Source organism: Metabacillus sp. KJ11-3, from assembly GCF_055808295.1.
The window spans coordinates 228,535-244,938 of the sequence record NZ_JBVVRS010000002.1; the positions used below are offsets into that span (position 1 = coordinate 228,535).

17 protein-coding genes are annotated in these 16,404 nt (G+C 34.2%); 3 read left to right on the forward strand and 14 right to left on the reverse strand.

The genetic code is table 11. The annotated features are described in order from the left end of the window. Positions 1 to 5 precede the first annotated feature (5 nt). The 10 genes from AC0L8O_RS26615 to AC0L8O_RS26660 form a co-directional block, all read right to left on the reverse strand. Complete coding sequence (locus AC0L8O_RS26615) at positions 6 to 311, reverse strand: PrgI family mobile element protein (protein WP_473449697.1); 306 nt, start codon at positions 309 to 311, stop codon at positions 6 to 8. Positions 312 to 407: 96 nt separating this feature from the next. Further along, positions 408 to 728, reverse strand: a complete 321-nt coding sequence (locus AC0L8O_RS26620) for a TrbC/VirB2 family protein (protein ID WP_473449699.1) — start codon at positions 726 to 728, stop codon at positions 408 to 410. A 146-nt stretch (positions 729 to 874) separates the two neighbouring features. Further along, complete coding sequence (locus tag AC0L8O_RS26625) at positions 875 to 1,291, reverse strand: hypothetical protein (protein ID WP_473449702.1); 417 nt, start codon at positions 1,289 to 1,291, stop codon at positions 875 to 877. Positions 1,292 to 1,347: 56 nt separating this feature from the next. Beyond that, on the reverse strand, positions 1,348 to 1,704 hold the full coding sequence (locus AC0L8O_RS26630; protein WP_473449705.1) for a hypothetical protein: 357 nt from the start codon (positions 1,702 to 1,704) through the stop codon (positions 1,348 to 1,350). Between the two features lie 295 nt (positions 1,705 to 1,999). Then, positions 2,000 to 2,821, reverse strand: a complete 822-nt coding sequence (locus AC0L8O_RS26635) for a hypothetical protein (RefSeq protein ID WP_473449707.1) — start codon at positions 2,819 to 2,821, stop codon at positions 2,000 to 2,002. A 465-nt stretch (positions 2,822 to 3,286) separates the two neighbouring features. Then, the gene (locus tag AC0L8O_RS26640; protein WP_473449709.1) at positions 3,287 to 4,552 is read right to left on the reverse strand and encodes a hypothetical protein; all 1,266 of its coding nucleotides are present in this window, start codon (positions 4,550 to 4,552) and stop codon (positions 3,287 to 3,289) included. 22 nt (positions 4,553 to 4,574) lie between these two features. After that, complete coding sequence (locus AC0L8O_RS26645; protein ID WP_473449712.1) at positions 4,575 to 6,800, reverse strand: DEAD/DEAH box helicase; 2,226 nt, start codon at positions 6,798 to 6,800, stop codon at positions 4,575 to 4,577. A gap of 54 nt (positions 6,801 to 6,854) precedes the next feature. Next, complete coding sequence (locus AC0L8O_RS26650; protein WP_473449714.1) at positions 6,855 to 7,952, reverse strand: hypothetical protein; 1,098 nt, start codon at positions 7,950 to 7,952, stop codon at positions 6,855 to 6,857. Positions 7,953 to 8,163: 211 nt separating this feature from the next. Further along, a complete protein-coding gene (gene holB / locus AC0L8O_RS26655) occupies positions 8,164 to 9,144 on the reverse strand; it encodes a DNA polymerase III subunit delta' (RefSeq protein WP_473449716.1) in 981 nt (326 codons plus the stop codon). Next, complete coding sequence (locus AC0L8O_RS26660; protein WP_473449719.1) at positions 9,141 to 9,380, reverse strand: hypothetical protein; 240 nt, start codon at positions 9,378 to 9,380, stop codon at positions 9,141 to 9,143. The genes holB and AC0L8O_RS26660 overlap by 4 nt, the downstream gene beginning before the upstream one ends. Before the next feature lie 847 nt (positions 9,381 to 10,227). Between AC0L8O_RS26660 and AC0L8O_RS26665 the strand changes: the two genes are divergently transcribed. From AC0L8O_RS26665 to AC0L8O_RS26675, 3 genes are all read left to right on the forward strand, one after another. Beyond that, entirely contained in the window at positions 10,228 to 10,458 is a 231-nt protein-coding gene (locus AC0L8O_RS26665) for a hypothetical protein (RefSeq protein ID WP_473449721.1), read from the forward strand. Positions 10,459 to 10,623: 165 nt separating this feature from the next. Further along, on the forward strand, positions 10,624 to 10,827 hold the full coding sequence (locus AC0L8O_RS26670) for a hypothetical protein (protein ID WP_473449724.1): 204 nt from the start codon (positions 10,624 to 10,626) through the stop codon (positions 10,825 to 10,827). Positions 10,828 to 11,058: 231 nt separating this feature from the next. Continuing rightward, a complete protein-coding gene (locus AC0L8O_RS26675; protein WP_473449727.1) occupies positions 11,059 to 11,310 on the forward strand; it encodes a hypothetical protein in 252 nt (83 codons plus the stop codon). 331 nt (positions 11,311 to 11,641) lie between these two features. Here the strand turns inward: AC0L8O_RS26675 and AC0L8O_RS26680 are convergent, their stop codons facing one another. From AC0L8O_RS26680 to dnaX, 4 genes are all read right to left on the reverse strand, one after another. Then, positions 11,642 to 12,277 (reverse strand): hypothetical protein, encoded by a 636-nt coding sequence (locus AC0L8O_RS26680; RefSeq protein ID WP_473449729.1) that lies wholly within the window; start codon positions 12,275 to 12,277, stop codon positions 11,642 to 11,644. 184 nt (positions 12,278 to 12,461) lie between these two features. Then, positions 12,462 to 13,700 (reverse strand): DNA cytosine methyltransferase, encoded by a 1,239-nt coding sequence (locus AC0L8O_RS26685; protein ID WP_473449731.1) that lies wholly within the window; start codon positions 13,698 to 13,700, stop codon positions 12,462 to 12,464. Next, positions 13,681 to 14,121: a hypothetical protein gene (locus AC0L8O_RS26690; RefSeq protein WP_473449733.1), complete on the reverse strand. Its 441-nt coding sequence runs from the start codon at positions 14,119 to 14,121 to the stop codon at positions 13,681 to 13,683. The genes AC0L8O_RS26685 and AC0L8O_RS26690 overlap by 20 nt, the downstream gene beginning before the upstream one ends. A 114-nt stretch (positions 14,122 to 14,235) precedes the next feature. After that, positions 14,236 to 16,392, reverse strand: a complete 2,157-nt coding sequence (gene dnaX / locus AC0L8O_RS26695; protein WP_473449736.1) for a DNA polymerase III subunit gamma/tau — start codon at positions 16,390 to 16,392, stop codon at positions 14,236 to 14,238. Between the last annotated feature and the right edge of the window lie 12 nt (positions 16,393 to 16,404).

The following is a 16,404-nucleotide window of genomic DNA, read 5'->3' on the forward strand; positions in this document are numbered from 1 at the left end:
CTCCTTTATGGATGGTATATTTTTTGAGAAACACGATATTTGATCTTTGTAACAATGAACTCAGATAAGTATTGTTCATATTTATCTAAACGAACAAAAGCCAATGCAACTGCAGTTCCAATAGAAATGAATGAAATCAAGAATCTCAGCCCGAAATCAATTAATCCGTCTACAAATAATAAATTTCCGAATACAAGGAAAAACAACGATGCTCCTAATGTTGGAAAAACAATAAGAAACTGTCTTTTAGAAAAAACAGCTAACACTTCTTTTTCTTCTTCTGTTAAATCTATTGGGACAATAATATCCAAAGGATAGACCTCCTTATTAGTTACAAAAAAGAAGAGTGGGCTGGTTACCACTCTTCTTTTTGTACTGGGTTGGGATACCAGCTGTATCCACGTTGCCTATTTGGTTATATTTGCAATTGCCGGAGCTAAATACCATGCAGCATAGAAAATTAATGCTCCTGCACTACAACTAATTAAAGCCATCCATACTGTTCTCATCTTAGCTGCGCTAATAGAACCAAAAATTATAACAAGAGTAATAATAAGGATTGCTAATGTGAAAGCGGAACCTCCAATACCTCCAACTAACTTAATAACATCAATTATCGCATCATTAATTTTGTTATTGCCTTCAGCGTAAATAGTGCTATCAATTTTGGATTTTGATTCCTCTGCTAAGTACTGTACTGAATTAAACGCCATAAGTTTTAAATTCATGTTTTCCCCTCCTTTCAAAAACCAAAAAAAGCACCGTCAAACAAGGGTATTCTAACCCTGTTTAACGGTGCTTCCGTTTTCGATCAATAAAATATTCATTTATACACCTATTATCTATAAGATTTATTACAATGTCAATCTGCAATTTATGATTTAGGGCGGAAACTACCACTACCATAATGTTTTTCTAACTCTTTATCAATCCCAACCATTTTAACACCTGATCCATTATTACTAACTTCATAGCGAAAAGTAATAGTACCATAATTATGGTTATCATCACTTCTTTTAATATAATTACTGAACAATGCTACCATATGTTTAAAACCTTGCTCATTTAGTCCTTTACCAGGCTCTATCTCTACATCTTTAATCTGTCCATCTTCAATTATAGCTTTAGTACTTTTGATGAATGCTAACTTTTGCAATTTGTATTGCCTAGTAAAAAAGCTGATTTTTCCAGATGATCTTGTTGTACATGACGCAAATAAATCAGCATCATTTAACATTTTGATCCGCATTTCATATCCTAAATTTGCATTTTTTTCTCTAATATTTGACAAAGTTCTTCCCCTCATTTCATAAATATTTAAAAAGTAAATGTGATGTTAAAACGTAATTATGATGCTAATCGAATGTAATTAAATTCACCATCGTCATTAACTTTAAAGTCTAATGAAATAATTCTAGATGAAAGATTTTCAACATTTCTTTTAATAAAGTTACTGAAAAATGATACAAGATAATTATATGCTGTTGAATCCAGACCATTGGGATGACTTTCTTCAACATTTAAAGTTTCGAATGTGAATGCATGACTAGAAGTAATATATAGTTTGACTAACTGATAGTTTCTAGTGTGTATTTTGATTGTACCTTTCTTTCTATTTAGAATACTATCTTGAGTACCCTTATCTATTAATGCCTTATGTAGTACTTTACCCAACTGTTCGTTTTTAGATTTAAAATTTTCCATCGTGCTTCTTTCCCTCATTTTTTCTATATGCAACTTAATACCTACATTTCATATTTCACGATAAATAAATACTAATATTTTATTGAAATTTCATCCATTGAAAATTATAGACATTTCGGACTATAAATTCAACAGGTTTTTGGTAAAGTTTACAAGATTCGACAATCAATCTATCCATTCGACAAAAATATCGGACCCGATGTCGAATTTGACAAAAGAAATCTATTCCCCTTCCTTTGCCTTTATTGAATAAAGACAAAGGAAGGGAAATAGAAAAAATCTAATTCCCTAACATTTACATAGCTACAAAGGAACCTTCCTCTCCATCTACGTATCCATGTTGGACTAATTCAGGGTCAATCCAACTTTCAATTCTAAAATTTTCAATGTCTATGTAGTGTCCATTGATTAAGAATACTTCATCTACATGAACTTCATTTTTATAGTGAGGAATGTTACCAATTAAATGGACTCTTTCCCCTCCATATTCAAGGTAATAATTGTTATCACTCTCCACAATTCTACCAATCATAGTGGCAAAACCATTTACATTTGTACTCTGTGGAGTTGCTGTAATCATGTTCACAACTTTAGAACCATATTTCTTTTCAATAGCATGAAAATCTGCTTCTGAAAGAGGAGAATCATTAATCACTTCTCCTTCTACCATGATGTTTTCTTTTTCAAACATTTTTAAATCTGAATTAAATTCGAAGTATGGGCTATAGTCCTCCTCATCATTCTCTTGAACTTGGTTTAATAAAGATTCAACATTTTCAAGCATATCGTCAGTTGGAATGCTATGTTGAGGTTCCTCAACATAAATTTCATCAGCTGAATATACTGGGATATCCGATGTCGCCGGTACTTCTGACTGATCAAATGCTTCCAAATTCTTCTGCGTTGGCATCTCAAATTCATCTAAAATGTTATTTTCCTGTGAGTGAACCTCATACCTTTGTAATGGAGTATGAACATTCCACTCTTTTTGGGGTTCCCATTTAGATGGTCTGTTTACAAAAAACACATCAAATGCTACCGGTCCTAATCCGATCAGCCCTAGTGCAACCAAATAAATGATGATCGCGTCCAATCCTGTAAATCCGCCTGCTAACATTTTGAATACCTCCTTAAAAAATAAGCTTAAATATATATAAAAAAAGCCCATAAAGGAGTGTACGTATAAAAACGCCACTTCCCTTATGGGCTTTGAATAGTCAATATAAAACATAAAAATATGTATTTAAATACAAAAAAACTTACACTCGTGGTAAGGTTAAGTCAAAAATAAGAAAGCTCCTCCTGCGTAGGTGAAGTCAAAAATAAAATAATAAATATATATATATTATATCATATTTTTCATTTTGGGACAATCTTTTTATAGACAAATACAATTTTTATAAGAATAAGGTAAATATCAGGGTCTTTCATACCAGAAAACAATTAAAATAAATCCTCTGAAATACTAGGATGTATCGCTTGAATTTAGTTAATAAGAACTACAAATTTAATAAATTCAGTTAACAATGTAAGATAATAAATTAGTAAATAAAGGACCGAAAATGTCGATCCTTTATTCGTTTTAAAACAATGCTACTTGACCAGCTCGAGCCTTAGCTTTTTTGTCATCTTCTTTCAATACAGTAATTTGAACAGTTTCTACTTCCTGTTCAAGGAAACCATTAAATGACTCTTCGTTAGGTTGCTCTACTTTTTCATCTACTGTAGACTCCTTTGTTTCACTTACATTTTCTTCAATAGGATCCTCTTTGATTTCTTCAACCAAATGATTTTCTTCATTACATTGTTCTTCAGATGATAACAGCTGCGTATCACAGCTATCGTTAGCATCAGTTATTTGCTCATTAGTTAGAGTTTCTTCAACCATCTCTCCTTCTAAAACCGATAGTGGCATTTCATCCTCAGTGTTTTCTTCTATATCTTCTAATTCAATATTAAAGTCTTCCTCAACTTCTTCGCCATCAATGATAGGAACATCCACTAATGGAATGTCCTCTGATTCTTCTTCATCTAGAACAATGATGCCTTCTAATGAAATCTCTTCTAATTCTTCTTCATTCTTTAAAATAGGAATTTCTAATTCCCCTTCTAGTTCTGGAATATCTATAGGTTCATCCTCTAACTCAATAACAATTTCTCCTAAAGAAAAGTCTTCCTCTGATTCAGCATCCACCAATTCCAATTCATCTAAAAGTTCTTCTTCTGATTGTTCTGGAACCTCTGGTTCAGGTAATGGAGTAGTGATCTCCCATACAAGCTCTGAAAGTTTTCCTACTGCTTCAACTTTGTTACGATAATCTTCATCATTTTCCTCTTCACGTTCTGGAATGACATCACTTTCAAGTAATAAACATCCACCATCATTTTTCATTTGCTCAGGTCGATAATACAGACCGAACTTTTGAAATGAATATGGGTCAATGTGAAGGTTTCTCTCGATAACGTCAAGATTATCCATAACCTTTTCTCTCAAGTCTTCACAAACAAAAGGAATCATTTTAGAAAACTGGCGAACAGCTCCTTTAATAGTTGGTGAAGAAAGAGGATTTTCCTCAAATCCTCCCCATTTAGCAATCCACCATCCATCTTTACCTTCGTGATGTACTTGCTTTACCTCAAAATTATGATCTTCAGCATAACGCTTAATCCATGCAGGCATTGCTCCCGTAAAGTGAGCTCTAATCAGCTTCAATTCCTTTTTAGGATGCATTTGAAGTTTTACTGGCTTCTTATTATAATAATGGTGTGTTGGAGATTCATTTTTTTGTTTCTTCTCCATCCATTCAATAATTAACTGGTTACTTGTTTTTTCAAACCTTGGTTCCATTTAAAACACTCCTTAAAAAGTTTTATGATACAGCAAAAATCGCGTTACGTTTTGTACCGCGATTTAACATATCTGCCGCAAAGGCAGTATAGTCTAAATCGTCAGCTTCTAACGAATCATCACCTTCAAACTCTTTAGCAATTTCATCGAAGTTTAATTCTTTTCGATCAATTGCTAAATCAACTCCAGATTGTTTTGATAACACTAACCCATGCATATTGGCATCGATCGTACCCTCAGCAATAAGCCAAAAAATATCTACTACACTTTTTTGTCCCATTCTGACCGCTCTAGAGTAACATTGCTCGATTTTTTTAGCATTGAAGTCTAAATCGTATAAAAATACTGCTTTTCCTTCTGTTAAAGTATAAGACTCCGCTCCTGTGCGTGTTGTCATTACAAGAATTGAAAGACTATCATTTGGATCTTGAAAACGATTCATTAATTCAAAGCGATATTTCATATCGACTGAACCATGAATATAGCCAGCTTGCTTCCCAGGTAATACACCATCAAGCAGTAAACCTAATTGTTCGGCTGTTGCTTTATGAGAAGTAAAAACTAGCATTTTCTTTCCTAGTCTTAAATACGTCTTCGCCTTTTCCGTTAAGAATCGGATTTTTGTAGGCTGTTCATTCTTAGAAGCATCGTATTCATCAAAAACCCAAGGACAACTTGCAGCCTGGCGTAATTTCGTTAACCAAGAGCAAACTGTAATGGAACAAATTCGATAAACTTCCCCTCTCATATCAGCCGTTTCCTTCTTTCTTAACTCTTCCTCATACCAATCTCTAAATTGTTGAAGTATAGTATCATAGAGTTCACGATCGGCTTGAGTTAAGTCTAAGTGACGTCGAATATGCTTAGGTTTCGGTACTTTAATTGAAGCTTTTACATCGGCATCTTGTTTCGTTTTTCGAATCATCAAAGAATCTAAAAGATTCCATAATGAATAATGATTTGAAACACGAGCCTTAATGTTGTCCACTTCTAATAGAGTCCTCTTCGAACCACCACCATAAAAAATACGGAAGTGTTCTTCACCGACTTTTCCATATCCTGCAAAAGGCTCTCTAAACAATGGATCCTCAAAATGAGAACCACAGCCAGTTAACCATGCTAAAGGCCAAAAAAGATCTTCCGAGCCATTTTCTGCAGGTGTACCGGTTAGTATACAACGTACTTTTGTACGAACCTTCCTCACAACTGATTGGCTTCTTTTAGAGCTACCATTCTTTAAGTAATGTCCTTCATCGACAATGGTTGCGTCATATCCAATGTGAAAATATGCTGAAAGAGACTTCTTGCGCTTTTCAACAACAGTAAATCCACAAGAACAGTGTAAGGACTTCTTCTTCCATTCCTTATCGCAACATGGACAATGATCAGGAAAAGAATCAGATGCATATACTTCTTCTGAAGGTGCTGCTTTTTCCTTACAACGCATACAGTATTGTAAGTTTGAATGGAAATTCAGCTTACTCTTACAAGTAGGACATTGCTCATGAACTTTTTTTCGATACGTAACACGATCATTTGACCACTTTTCATAACTAACCAAATGAACTCGCTTATTTGATTGCAGATCACTTGGATTTTGAAGTACAATGTAATCGTCTCCCAAACCCAATACCTCTATTTCACGCATCCAGTCATTCATATTCCTACTCATCGTAATAATTAATATTTTCTTATTGCTCGGATCAGCTGTAGCACCCACTAGGGACGTAATTGTTTTACCGAGGCCCATATCAAATGCTAGGAGCAATCTCTTATTCGCAATCATATAGGCTGCACCTTCCTTTTGATAAGGATGCAACTCCTTACCATCGGATAAAGGTCCACCATACGCTTTTTCAACAAGCTCATATGCCCGTTTAAATTGTTGAGTATGGCGAATTTCTTCCAGTGTCTTCTTATTCCAAAGATACTTCTTGTACTTCGAATTAAGTGTCTCCTGTACTTTCCAAATTGATTTACGATCAATATCAAATCCCCAATCTTCCAATGCATGCACCGCTTCATTCTCTGCTAAATTCAAGCGTTCGTTACGAATGAGATAGTGCCAAGATAAAGGGTTAGAACTTCGGTAAATTGTTTTATCTTCACCTTTTTTATCCTGTATGGTGAAACTAAATCTATGTTCATGATTATTAGAGCAAACCATACATTCATTTTTCGTTATTTCCTCTTTTAATGAATTCACTTTAAAATCTATTCCATTTGATTGATAAACCATTTTTGTCATAAGAAAAAGCACCATGCTAAGAGCACAGTGCTTTTCACCTCCTTCAGTATCAAATTAAACCTGCATTTGACCAACTAGTGTCTTAATATGATCTGTTTCCTCACACACAATTGTTAATGGCGCTTTTTTGTGTTCGAAAAGAATCTGAACTTCTTCTGTGCGGAATAAACTAGCAGCTAATTCCACATATTCTGCATCAAACGCAAAATCAAAAGCGTCCCCTTCAACCATAGCCCCAACTTGCTGAGTTAAAATTGATTCTAATTCAGCTTTCACTTTGGAACCTTCTGGACGAATTACAAGTACCGGTCGTTGTGGTGCTAAATGTCTAGCACGTCTACAAAGATCAATGAGTTCCATTCTATCGAATGTCCATTTAGTCTTTGCTGACTTGTCACTATACATCGAGTCAATATTTGGGAAGTCCCCTAATAACACTCGACTCACTGCGGTTGTTAATCCCGCCTTAAAAACTAATAGAGTTCTAGTATCATTCAAACCTACGGATATTTCAGCATCAGCTACTAAAATATCAGATAAGCCTTGAATACTTTCTGTAGGTATTGATAAAGAAACACCTAAAAACCAATCTGAGTTGCTACGTATCGTTACGGCTCTAAAACCATTAGATGCTCTAACATACGCTTCCCCTGTATCTTCATCTGTTGAAAAATGAATTCCCATAACAGCTGGATTCTTTTTCGCGTGTGAAGAATTTGATCTAGCAGTAAATGGTGGTAAAGCACGAGCAAACGTGTGTAACAATCCTGGCTTCCAAGTAATCGTTTCAATCGATTCAGGAATTTCAATTAGCGGAGCAGTCTCAGCTAATGTCTCACATGCAATTTTAGATGATCGACCCCAACGAAGATAAAGCAAACTACCGTCTAATTCAACCGTAATTTCTTCATCAGATGGTAAAGCATTTACTTTCGTATCAAGCTCTGCCATTGAAGTTGCTACATCTAAATCTCCAGATATCTCTGCTTCAATCTTCTTTTCAACTTGTAAGTCATCACCGTTAAAATAGAAAGATACGAAACTTTCATCAGTTTTAATAAAGCAAGATTTTTCACTTAATCGTGCTTTTCTTGCCCCTTTCACTAAAGATGCTACTGTTGATTGTAAAACTTCTCCTTTGACTTTAAACATTAGTCATTCCTCCTAAAAAAGTAATTAGTTATTAAAAAATCTTACACAAAGAAAAAATGTGTAAGAAAATAAAAAAACGCCCATGACAGCGGATTGTTAAAACACAATCACCATCATAGGCGTATTTATACAAATTTAATGTAATACTAAGAAAAAACTCCTCCCGCATGGGTGGAACAAAAAAGAAAAATAATATGTTTATATTTTACCTTTATTTCTCAGTACATTCAAGCAATGAATTACTAATCCGTTCTAAAACCATTACATAATTGGCATTTGAACGCAACATACCTCTACCCTCGATGATATGTTCAATCATTTCTGTAGCATGAAAAACACTAAATTGTCTTTTATAAGATTCTAATAAACTCTTTTTTCCTTCTAATCTAATTTCTCTATTTAGCCCTATATTAACGACTTCTCTAAACCAAACCGTAAATAAATTAAGACTTATTTGTTGTTTTTCCTTATCGGAGAAGACTACTGGCCATTCTGTTTGCATGGTAATAATCGCATCAAATGGACTTTCTAAAAACTGTTGTAATGTAGCAAACAACAATTCTTTTGCTTCAAGAAACCATTCTTCTTCAAGCAACTCTTCTCCTTTAGAAACACTCTTTGTCACCTTTGATAATAAGGTAGCAACTTCCCCTTCAATTCCCTTGTTTAGAAAGGATGACAATACATCTTCTTCCTTTAAAGGCTGGAACTGATACATCTGAACACGTGAAATAATGGTATCCAGTAATCGATGCTTATTTTCAGTGATTAAAATTGCTAACGATTGCCCATTAGGTTCTTCTAAAAACTTTAATAAGCTGTTAGCCGCTTGGACTGTCATTTTATCTACATGTTTAATAATGTAGCATTTCTTATTAGATTCAACTCCCTTATAGTGGAATTCTTTTTGCAAAGAACGAATCTGGTCAATTTTAATACTTTGTCCATCTGGTTCAAGGAAATGAAGATCTGGGTGATTCATCGAATCTATTCGTTTACACTCTGAGCATTCATTACAAGGACCTTCAATACCATTGTCCTTACAAAAGAATTGCTTAGCCATCCAAAGTGCGATCTGCTCTTTCCCCACTCCTGGTTCACCTGCAAACAAGTAAGCATGAGATAATTTCCCTTGCTTAATTGCCTTCTGAATTAAAGATGTTACTTTGGGTTGATGTGTTAGGACACTCATACAGCAACCCCCTCTTCACTCTTAACAAATCCTTCAAGGATTGTCTCATAAGGTAAGGCCTTACCGTAAAGTGGCATTTCAATAAGAAGAAAAATTACAAACTCTCCTATATCTCCATTAGGGTTAAGTTGATTAACTCTTTTCCATGCTTCCTTTGCTTGGTTTCTCGTGCAAAATCCCTTTCTTCTGCTTGTTAGAATATAAGATTTTAAAAATTGAATACTACCAGTAATCATATATTACTGCCTCCTTAAAAAAAGTTTTTGAGCATAAAAAAACTCCTTGATCAATCGAATGGATTCGTACACAAATAATGTACATTCGATCACTCAAGGAGTGTTTCTAATCATCAGTGATTTCTATCCCTCATGGGTTAGAATAAGAAAATAATAGATATATATTAATATTATCATATGAAAGACAAAATATCTTGTATATATTTTTTATAAAATAAGGATCCTCACATTTCTACAAATTAACTCCAGCGTTAAAGACGTACAGATAGAGTAATGCAACACCTAAAGTAGTAGCCAATAGTAACATAGGGAATACTGGTATTGTAAAAATAATTTTCATATAACACCCTTCCTTCTTCAACTAACGGGCAGCATTCCTGTAATAAGTGAAAATGAGATTTGATAGAAAAAAGACCTCTTGATAAGATAAATTTTTCCTGAGCTGGCCAGCTAAAATGGACAAAATATCTACTTGGAGGTCTAATTATAACCAAAATTAGCCCCCAACTCATAGTGAGAAAAGAGGCATTTTTAAGTTCCCTTATCAGTATCAGTACATCCTAAACGGTGGGGGTCTTATTTTATACCGATTCATAGATGGAGGATAGCATCGTGAGGGCAAGGGATTAGACGGTCAGGTACCGGCAATAAGAATAGGCATATACCCTTTTTTAGGTATTTTTTCTTATTACTTAAATTAAATACTCCTTTTGAAGGATTGTACTTAAAATATCGGATGCTATAGTGAAAGAACGAACGGATAGCGCTGCGGCGAGCCTTTTTTGTTATATAACTAATTAGCAGGATTGTAAGGAAAGCAATTCACAAAAAAGAGGAGATATAATAGGTGGACTCATTATTCTGGATAACTATTGGTTTTATCATAATTGGATTTGTTGTACTCGTTTCTATGAAAAAAAGTATGGAAAGTAAGCTCGCTTTTATAAAAACACATATGGAAAACGAGGAAAGTTCAATAAATACTAAATCCGTAGTTTGGTGGATAATAAGTACCGTAGCTTGGGGAATAGTGAGTATCATTCTTATTGTTTGGTCGTTTCATATTCACTTTGGATAGCTGTTGGTTTCAAATGATACTTAAACAAAACGGGTGCAAGAGTTTAAGAACGAGCTGTCATTGAGGTAACTTTTTTTTGAACTATAGAATCATTTAGCAAAACAAAAAAATGAAAAAAATGGTATAATTATACAGAATTTAATCAACTATTTTTAGGGGGATTTTATGATTAAATCTATAAAAGGGCAATTAATTTTGTTTATATTAGTTGCTATTGGTTTTATTTACCACACCCTTTCTAATATTGAGTTTACTGGTGACGAGAGGTTTCTGTCCATTCGGGTATTATATTTCTTCATTATGATTTTTTCGGTATTTAATGTTGGATTTTTTACGCAAAAATACATTCAAACCCAAAAAAAGCAATAATTATATTCAACTAACGGGTTTACTTTAGAGGTGCAAACAAATAAAACACAAGAAAAACACATTAGAATTCACAAATGAATTCTAATGTGTTTTTTTGTTATAATATCAATGTTTATAGGAGTTTTTTAAAAATTTCTCACCCCAATTCGCATATAAAATCACACATATGGAAATAATTTATTGTAGGGTATGTGAATTGAACTGTGAATTTATTACGGAGGTTAAAACCCTATGGGAATGAAGTTTATTGAGCCTAAAAACAAGCGAGCGGAAAAGGTTGATTGGAAAATCTCTGAACGCTCCCGTTCGATTGTGAAATATTATGCGGAATATACGGAGTTTACGGAGGAGGAAGTTGTTGACGAGTTCCTGCTCAATCTCTTGGATGATAAGAAGTTTCTAAAATGGGTAGAGGGAAAACGTTATAATAAGCGGATTTTAGCTCAAATCTTTGATACGGAGGAGGCTGCCAATATTGGCTAAACTGAAACGGTTGGCAATGCCATCAGATGATGCGGTAGAAGTTTTTGAACCTAAAACTACCAATAAAGGACTCAGAAATTTTATATAAAATAATTACTGGAAAACAACTTTAAGGTGGTAAGAATAGTTCTTCAAACTAACGCAGTTGAACAAAAACCAACATTGTTGTTGTAGTAAATGAGGTCATTTATTGTACAAGAAAGGATAGATGAATACAGGTATTTAATCCTGTTCATCTACCCTCTCTTTTGCCTTATAAAATATCCTAAAATGAAATTTTTTGAAATTCATTCATTAAAATAAGTCTTAGTAATAAATGGTGTTTTTTCCATTACTGTTCCTCATTTAAAAGTCCTTCTATTGAAATGATACTCTTATTTAATCTATTAACAAATGGAAATAACCCTGCTCTTTTCAGTTCTATTTCAAAAAAGGAAACAGTATGTAAAAAAGAAGTTATTTCATTCATTAAAGTTTCATTTCTATTTCCAAAAGAATCTCTCGAGTGACATAGAGGAATATTATGAACATCATCACTTAATTTAGAAATTATATTCACTAAGAGATTCCCATAATCAATAGAAGAAGAACCCCTCTTGTAATAATTATTGAACTCAAAGCTAAGAGTTCTGATAAGCGATACAGTTTCATACATTACCTCTAATGATACATGTTTTAACTTTTCATCTGTTAACCCATGTAATCTTTCATTATACTTGTCACGATTTTCCAAACAGTATTTGTTATAAAGAGATTCTAAATCATGTAATTCTAGATATTCCTCAGAAGCTGTTGCCCCTATTCTTTTTTCCAATTCTTTAATGTTCTTTTCTACACTATTAATATCGTCTATATCAAGTAAAGTATTTATTAACAGACTTTTATTTCTATTAAAATCCAAACCTGTCATTTCACCAATTAAATTTACAACTTTTTCAAATAATTTGGTCCTATTTCTCTTAAACATATTTACCACCTTAATTATTATTTAAATTAAAAAACTATTTAAACATTTCTTTCACTAGTTAATTTAGAGTGTACCTTAGTTCAACAACTATACCAATAAGAAATCCTTTCTTTCAAAATTAATGAAAGAAAGGATGCATTTCTCTTAATACTTAAAGTACTTTTAATTAGTGTGTATTAAAGTATTAAACACTAACTGCATAACGCGAACGATCCTCACACATCTCAGGTAAGTTTGCCCTGACTAATGCATCTGCAAATGGTGGAGGAACACTATTGCCGACTCTTCGAATCTGGTCCGACTTTGTACCAGTTCGAATATATTTACTAGGAAATCCTTGTCCTGCAAAAAGTTCATGTGGTTGAAGCATTCTAAGTCCGATATCCGTTACCTGGTGACCATTTGTTCTAACCGCTGTAAGTGCAAAGCGGTCTTTTGTGGTAATGGTGTGTAAAGGTTCCGTCAATCCTTGAGCCGTACTTTGTCCGTAATACTTCGTTAGAAATGCAGTTACTAACCCAAAACGATTACCACCTGCAGTAATTGTGTGTAATGGAGTATCTAAAGATAACCCTCTCACTTCTTTTTCTGATTGCTCTGTATAGTAGCTGATTAGAAAAGCTGCTTTATGTTTCTCTGGTACCATAAAAGGCTTATCATTATTAATGACAAACCTCTCTAACCCCTTTTGTATTCGATTTAGGGTATTTTTTACTAATGGTTTCTTACGATCGAATATTGATGGTGCACCAATACTCCAATCAATAATTTCCGATGATGTTCTCCAAGGCTTTAACTTTCCTAATTGGACAGCTAGACTTCTTGGATCTCCATGAGTTGGTTCTGGCCACACAATCTTTTTACCATCACATCTTGCAATCATGAAAAAGCGTTTCCTTATTGTAGGTGCTCCATAATCACATGCTTGCAACTCTTTAAACTCAACTTCATATCCTAATGATCTCAATGATTTTATGAAACTATTGAAAGTAGCACCTTTTAATTCTTTAACAGGCTGTCCATTTTCAATTGGTCCCCAATCCTTGAATTCCTCTACATTTTCAAGCATAATCACTCGTGGTTTTACTGCTAACGCCCACTTAACTGCAATCCAAGCCAGTCCTCGTATCTCCTGTTTTACAGGTTTCCCACCTTTCGCCTTACTATGATGAGTACAGTCCGGACTAAACCAAGCAAGACCAACTTTTCTACCTCTGCAGGCTTCTTTTGGATCTACATCCCATACACTTTCACAATAGTGCTCTGTATCTGGATGATTCAATTTGTGCATTTGAATAGCAGCTGGATCGTGGTTAATAGCAATATCTACTGATAAGCCTGTAGCCATTTCAATTCCTGTAGAAGCACCGCCGCCACCAGCAAAATTATCAACTATAATCTCTCTAAATAAATTGAGTTGCATGTTTATCCTCCTTTCTTTCACACTCAGAAATACTTAAGGGTTCAAAGCGAAAACTGTACCCTTCACAACATTCTTCATTATTTTTCAAATTCTGAACATAGCCACAACCGTTGCAAATCACAACATATGGAGTTCCGTCTTCACCTTTTCCAACAAATTCGTTAGGGGTCTTAATCCAATTGATTAATTCATCTTCACTTTCACTATTACTCACCAAAATAGTTGGTTCTTTATATCCTCGGCCATGCTCAATTTCTTGAATGGAATTATTAATCCACTTGCAGATATCATATTCATCAAAACTCTTCTCAAATGGATAATCGTTAATGCTTTTCTGATCATTGATTTCTTTATCAAAAATTCTCACTAGTTCTAAATAAGCTCGTTCAAAATTTTTCAAAGCTAAAATAGTGCTGTTCATTAAAAAACTCTCCTTTTATGAAAATAAAAAAGCAGTTCAGAATAGATATTTATCTACTCCAAACTACTCACTGACTCCGTTATTTCTAACAGAGACTCTCACTCTAATTAAAATTTATTTATTCAAGGCAACAAATACTTCCCGTACTTGTTCCCATTCTTTAGTATCTATAACTGCTAGTTCAAGAGATCGGCCAAAGATTTCCTCAAGTACACCTTGAACTATGCTTCGATTAGAAACCTTTTCTAATAGCTTCACTTGAGGTTTAGCACCCATCACAACAACAATATGTGAATCACTGACTGCTAGAACTTGACCCTCTCTATATAATGCTAAGACGGACATACGCTCCTGTTTAATTGTATCATGCACAAGTTGCTGCTTGTCATAATACTCTTTTCGATAATCCTTTTTCGCAACAGCAAGGATTTCCAATACACGATTTCCTTTATCGGAAAGTGTAATTTCCTTTTGCTCTTGGTTTTCTGGATTATCTGAAACAGGAGGAATATTGTCTTCTTCGCCCTCTAGAGGTGGTGGAACTAAGCCATCTGAAGCTGGAATGTTTTCATCAACGACGTTAATGTAATCAGCTCCCACTTCCATATCCTTTTGAACTTGATCAAGGAATGTAAAAGATTCATTATTATCGTTATTTGTTTCCACTACAGGTTTCTCTTCTTTAGGTGAGTCTTTGCTAGATTCTTCACTTGCTCCACTCTTAAGCTCATTTTCAAATGCTGAGAGTAAATCAAATAATCCTCCAGACTCCTCTGAAACTAGATCTTCTGTTTTTGGTTGATCATTAACCTTTTCTTCGTCAACAACCTCATTTTTAGACTCTTCCTCTTGGACTGGTGCTGATTCTTTCACATCATTAGCATGAATAACTTTCTCACCATTCATTTCATGGCAGAATGCGTCTAAATCATTATCAACAACAACAGGTTCTTCTTCTTTGTTATCATCAATATTAGGATTTTCTCTCAACATAGAGGAAAGATCACTTATATCAACGTTTACTTCAGGTAAGGAAGTTTCATCTACATTTTTAGGTATTGCGGCTTCTTCCGTTGTGTTTGGTGGAGCTTGTTCTTTAGTAATAGCTACTTCAGACTGTTCAACAATTGGAATCTGCCCGCTAGCCATCATTCTCTTAAGTTTAGCAATCTCATTTTTTAATAGAGCTATTTCATCTTGCTCATTATCTGCAGTAGCTTTAATTAAAGCGACTTCAAGGATTACTTTATCTTGACCACTATACTTTATTTGATTCTGGCATTTAGACAAAATATCAATGATCGAATAAATGCGGTCAACATTAACATTGGTTGCTATTGATTTAAAAGATCCATCAGTTATTGCTTTTGTTAGATTTGCTTTATCTCCTACACGACGAAATACTAAAATATCGCGGTAGTAGGCAAGCAAGTCATCTAAAAAGAACCTTGGTTCTTTCCCACTGTCTATAATTTGATCTAACAAATCTAGTACAAGGGACGTATCCTTTTTATCAATTGCAGCAATCACATCACCAATTTTCGTTAAATCAACAGTACCCGTTAACTCTACTACATCACTCATAGTTACTTTCCCATCAGAGTGAGCAAGTGCTTGATCTAACAAGCTAAGAGCGTCACGCATACCCCCTTGTGCAACTCTAGCAATGACTTCAAGCGCAGTTGGCTCAACATCAGCATTTTCTTGTTTCAGAATATAATTCATTCTTTCAACAATAGCCGAATCGGTAATGCGTTTAAAATCAAAACGTTGCAAACGAGAAAGAATCGTAAGCGGGATCTTATGAGGCTCGGTAGTAGCTAAAATGAAGATAGCATGTTTAGGTGGTTCCTCTAATGTTTTTAGCAAAGCATTAAAAGCTCCAATCGTTAACATGTGGACTTCATCAATGATATACACTTTAAATTTTCCGTAAACTGGTGTATATCCGATTTTATCCCTGATTTCACGAATCTCATCTACTCCATTATTAGAAGCAGCATCAATTTCGATAATATCAGGATTACTTTCAGAGCAATTATCACATTTACCACAAGGTTCTCCATTAACCGCTTCGTTACAATTGATTGCCTTAGCAAATAACTTAGCGGAGCTTGTTTTCCCAGTTCCTCGAGGTCCTGAGAATAAGTAAGCATGAGAAATAGAATCTTGATTAATCGCATTTAAAAGAGTCTTTTTAATGTGATCTTGGCCTAGTAAATGTTCAAATCCATTTGGTCTGTATTTTCTATAAAGGGCTAAATGCGCCATAATTTATCTCTC

Coding starts and splice junctions, on each gene's coding strand:
- holB (WP_473449716.1), bottom strand. CDS start 9,144: ATGAGTGTCCTAACACATCAACCCAAAGTAACATCTTTAATTCAGAAG.
- AC0L8O_RS26680 (WP_473449729.1), bottom strand. CDS start 12,277: ATGTTTAAGAGAAATAGGACCAAATTATTTGAAAAAGTTGTAAATTTA.
- AC0L8O_RS26645 (WP_473449712.1), bottom strand. CDS start 6,800: ATGACAAAAATGGTTTATCAATCAAATGGAATAGATTTTAAAGTGAAT.
- AC0L8O_RS26630 (WP_473449705.1), bottom strand. CDS start 1,704: ATGGAAAATTTTAAATCTAAAAACGAACAGTTGGGTAAAGTACTACAT.
- dnaX (WP_473449736.1), bottom strand. CDS start 16,392: ATGGCGCATTTAGCCCTTTATAGAAAATACAGACCAAATGGATTTGAA.
- AC0L8O_RS26675 (WP_473449727.1), top strand. CDS start 11,059: ATGGGAATGAAGTTTATTGAGCCTAAAAACAAGCGAGCGGAAAAGGTT.
- AC0L8O_RS26635 (WP_473449707.1), bottom strand. CDS start 2,821: ATGTTAGCAGGCGGATTTACAGGATTGGACGCGATCATCATTTATTTG.
- AC0L8O_RS26620 (WP_473449699.1), bottom strand. CDS start 728: ATGAATTTAAAACTTATGGCGTTTAATTCAGTACAGTACTTAGCAGAG.
- AC0L8O_RS26660 (WP_473449719.1), bottom strand. CDS start 9,380: ATGATTACTGGTAGTATTCAATTTTTAAAATCTTATATTCTAACAAGC.
- AC0L8O_RS26640 (WP_473449709.1), bottom strand. CDS start 4,552: ATGGAACCAAGGTTTGAAAAAACAAGTAACCAGTTAATTATTGAATGG.
- AC0L8O_RS26690 (WP_473449733.1), bottom strand. CDS start 14,121: ATGAACAGCACTATTTTAGCTTTGAAAAATTTTGAACGAGCTTATTTA.
- AC0L8O_RS26685 (WP_473449731.1), bottom strand. CDS start 13,700: ATGCAACTCAATTTATTTAGAGAGATTATAGTTGATAATTTTGCTGGT.
- AC0L8O_RS26670 (WP_473449724.1), top strand. CDS start 10,624: ATGATTAAATCTATAAAAGGGCAATTAATTTTGTTTATATTAGTTGCT.
- AC0L8O_RS26650 (WP_473449714.1), bottom strand. CDS start 7,952: ATGTTTAAAGTCAAAGGAGAAGTTTTACAATCAACAGTAGCATCTTTA.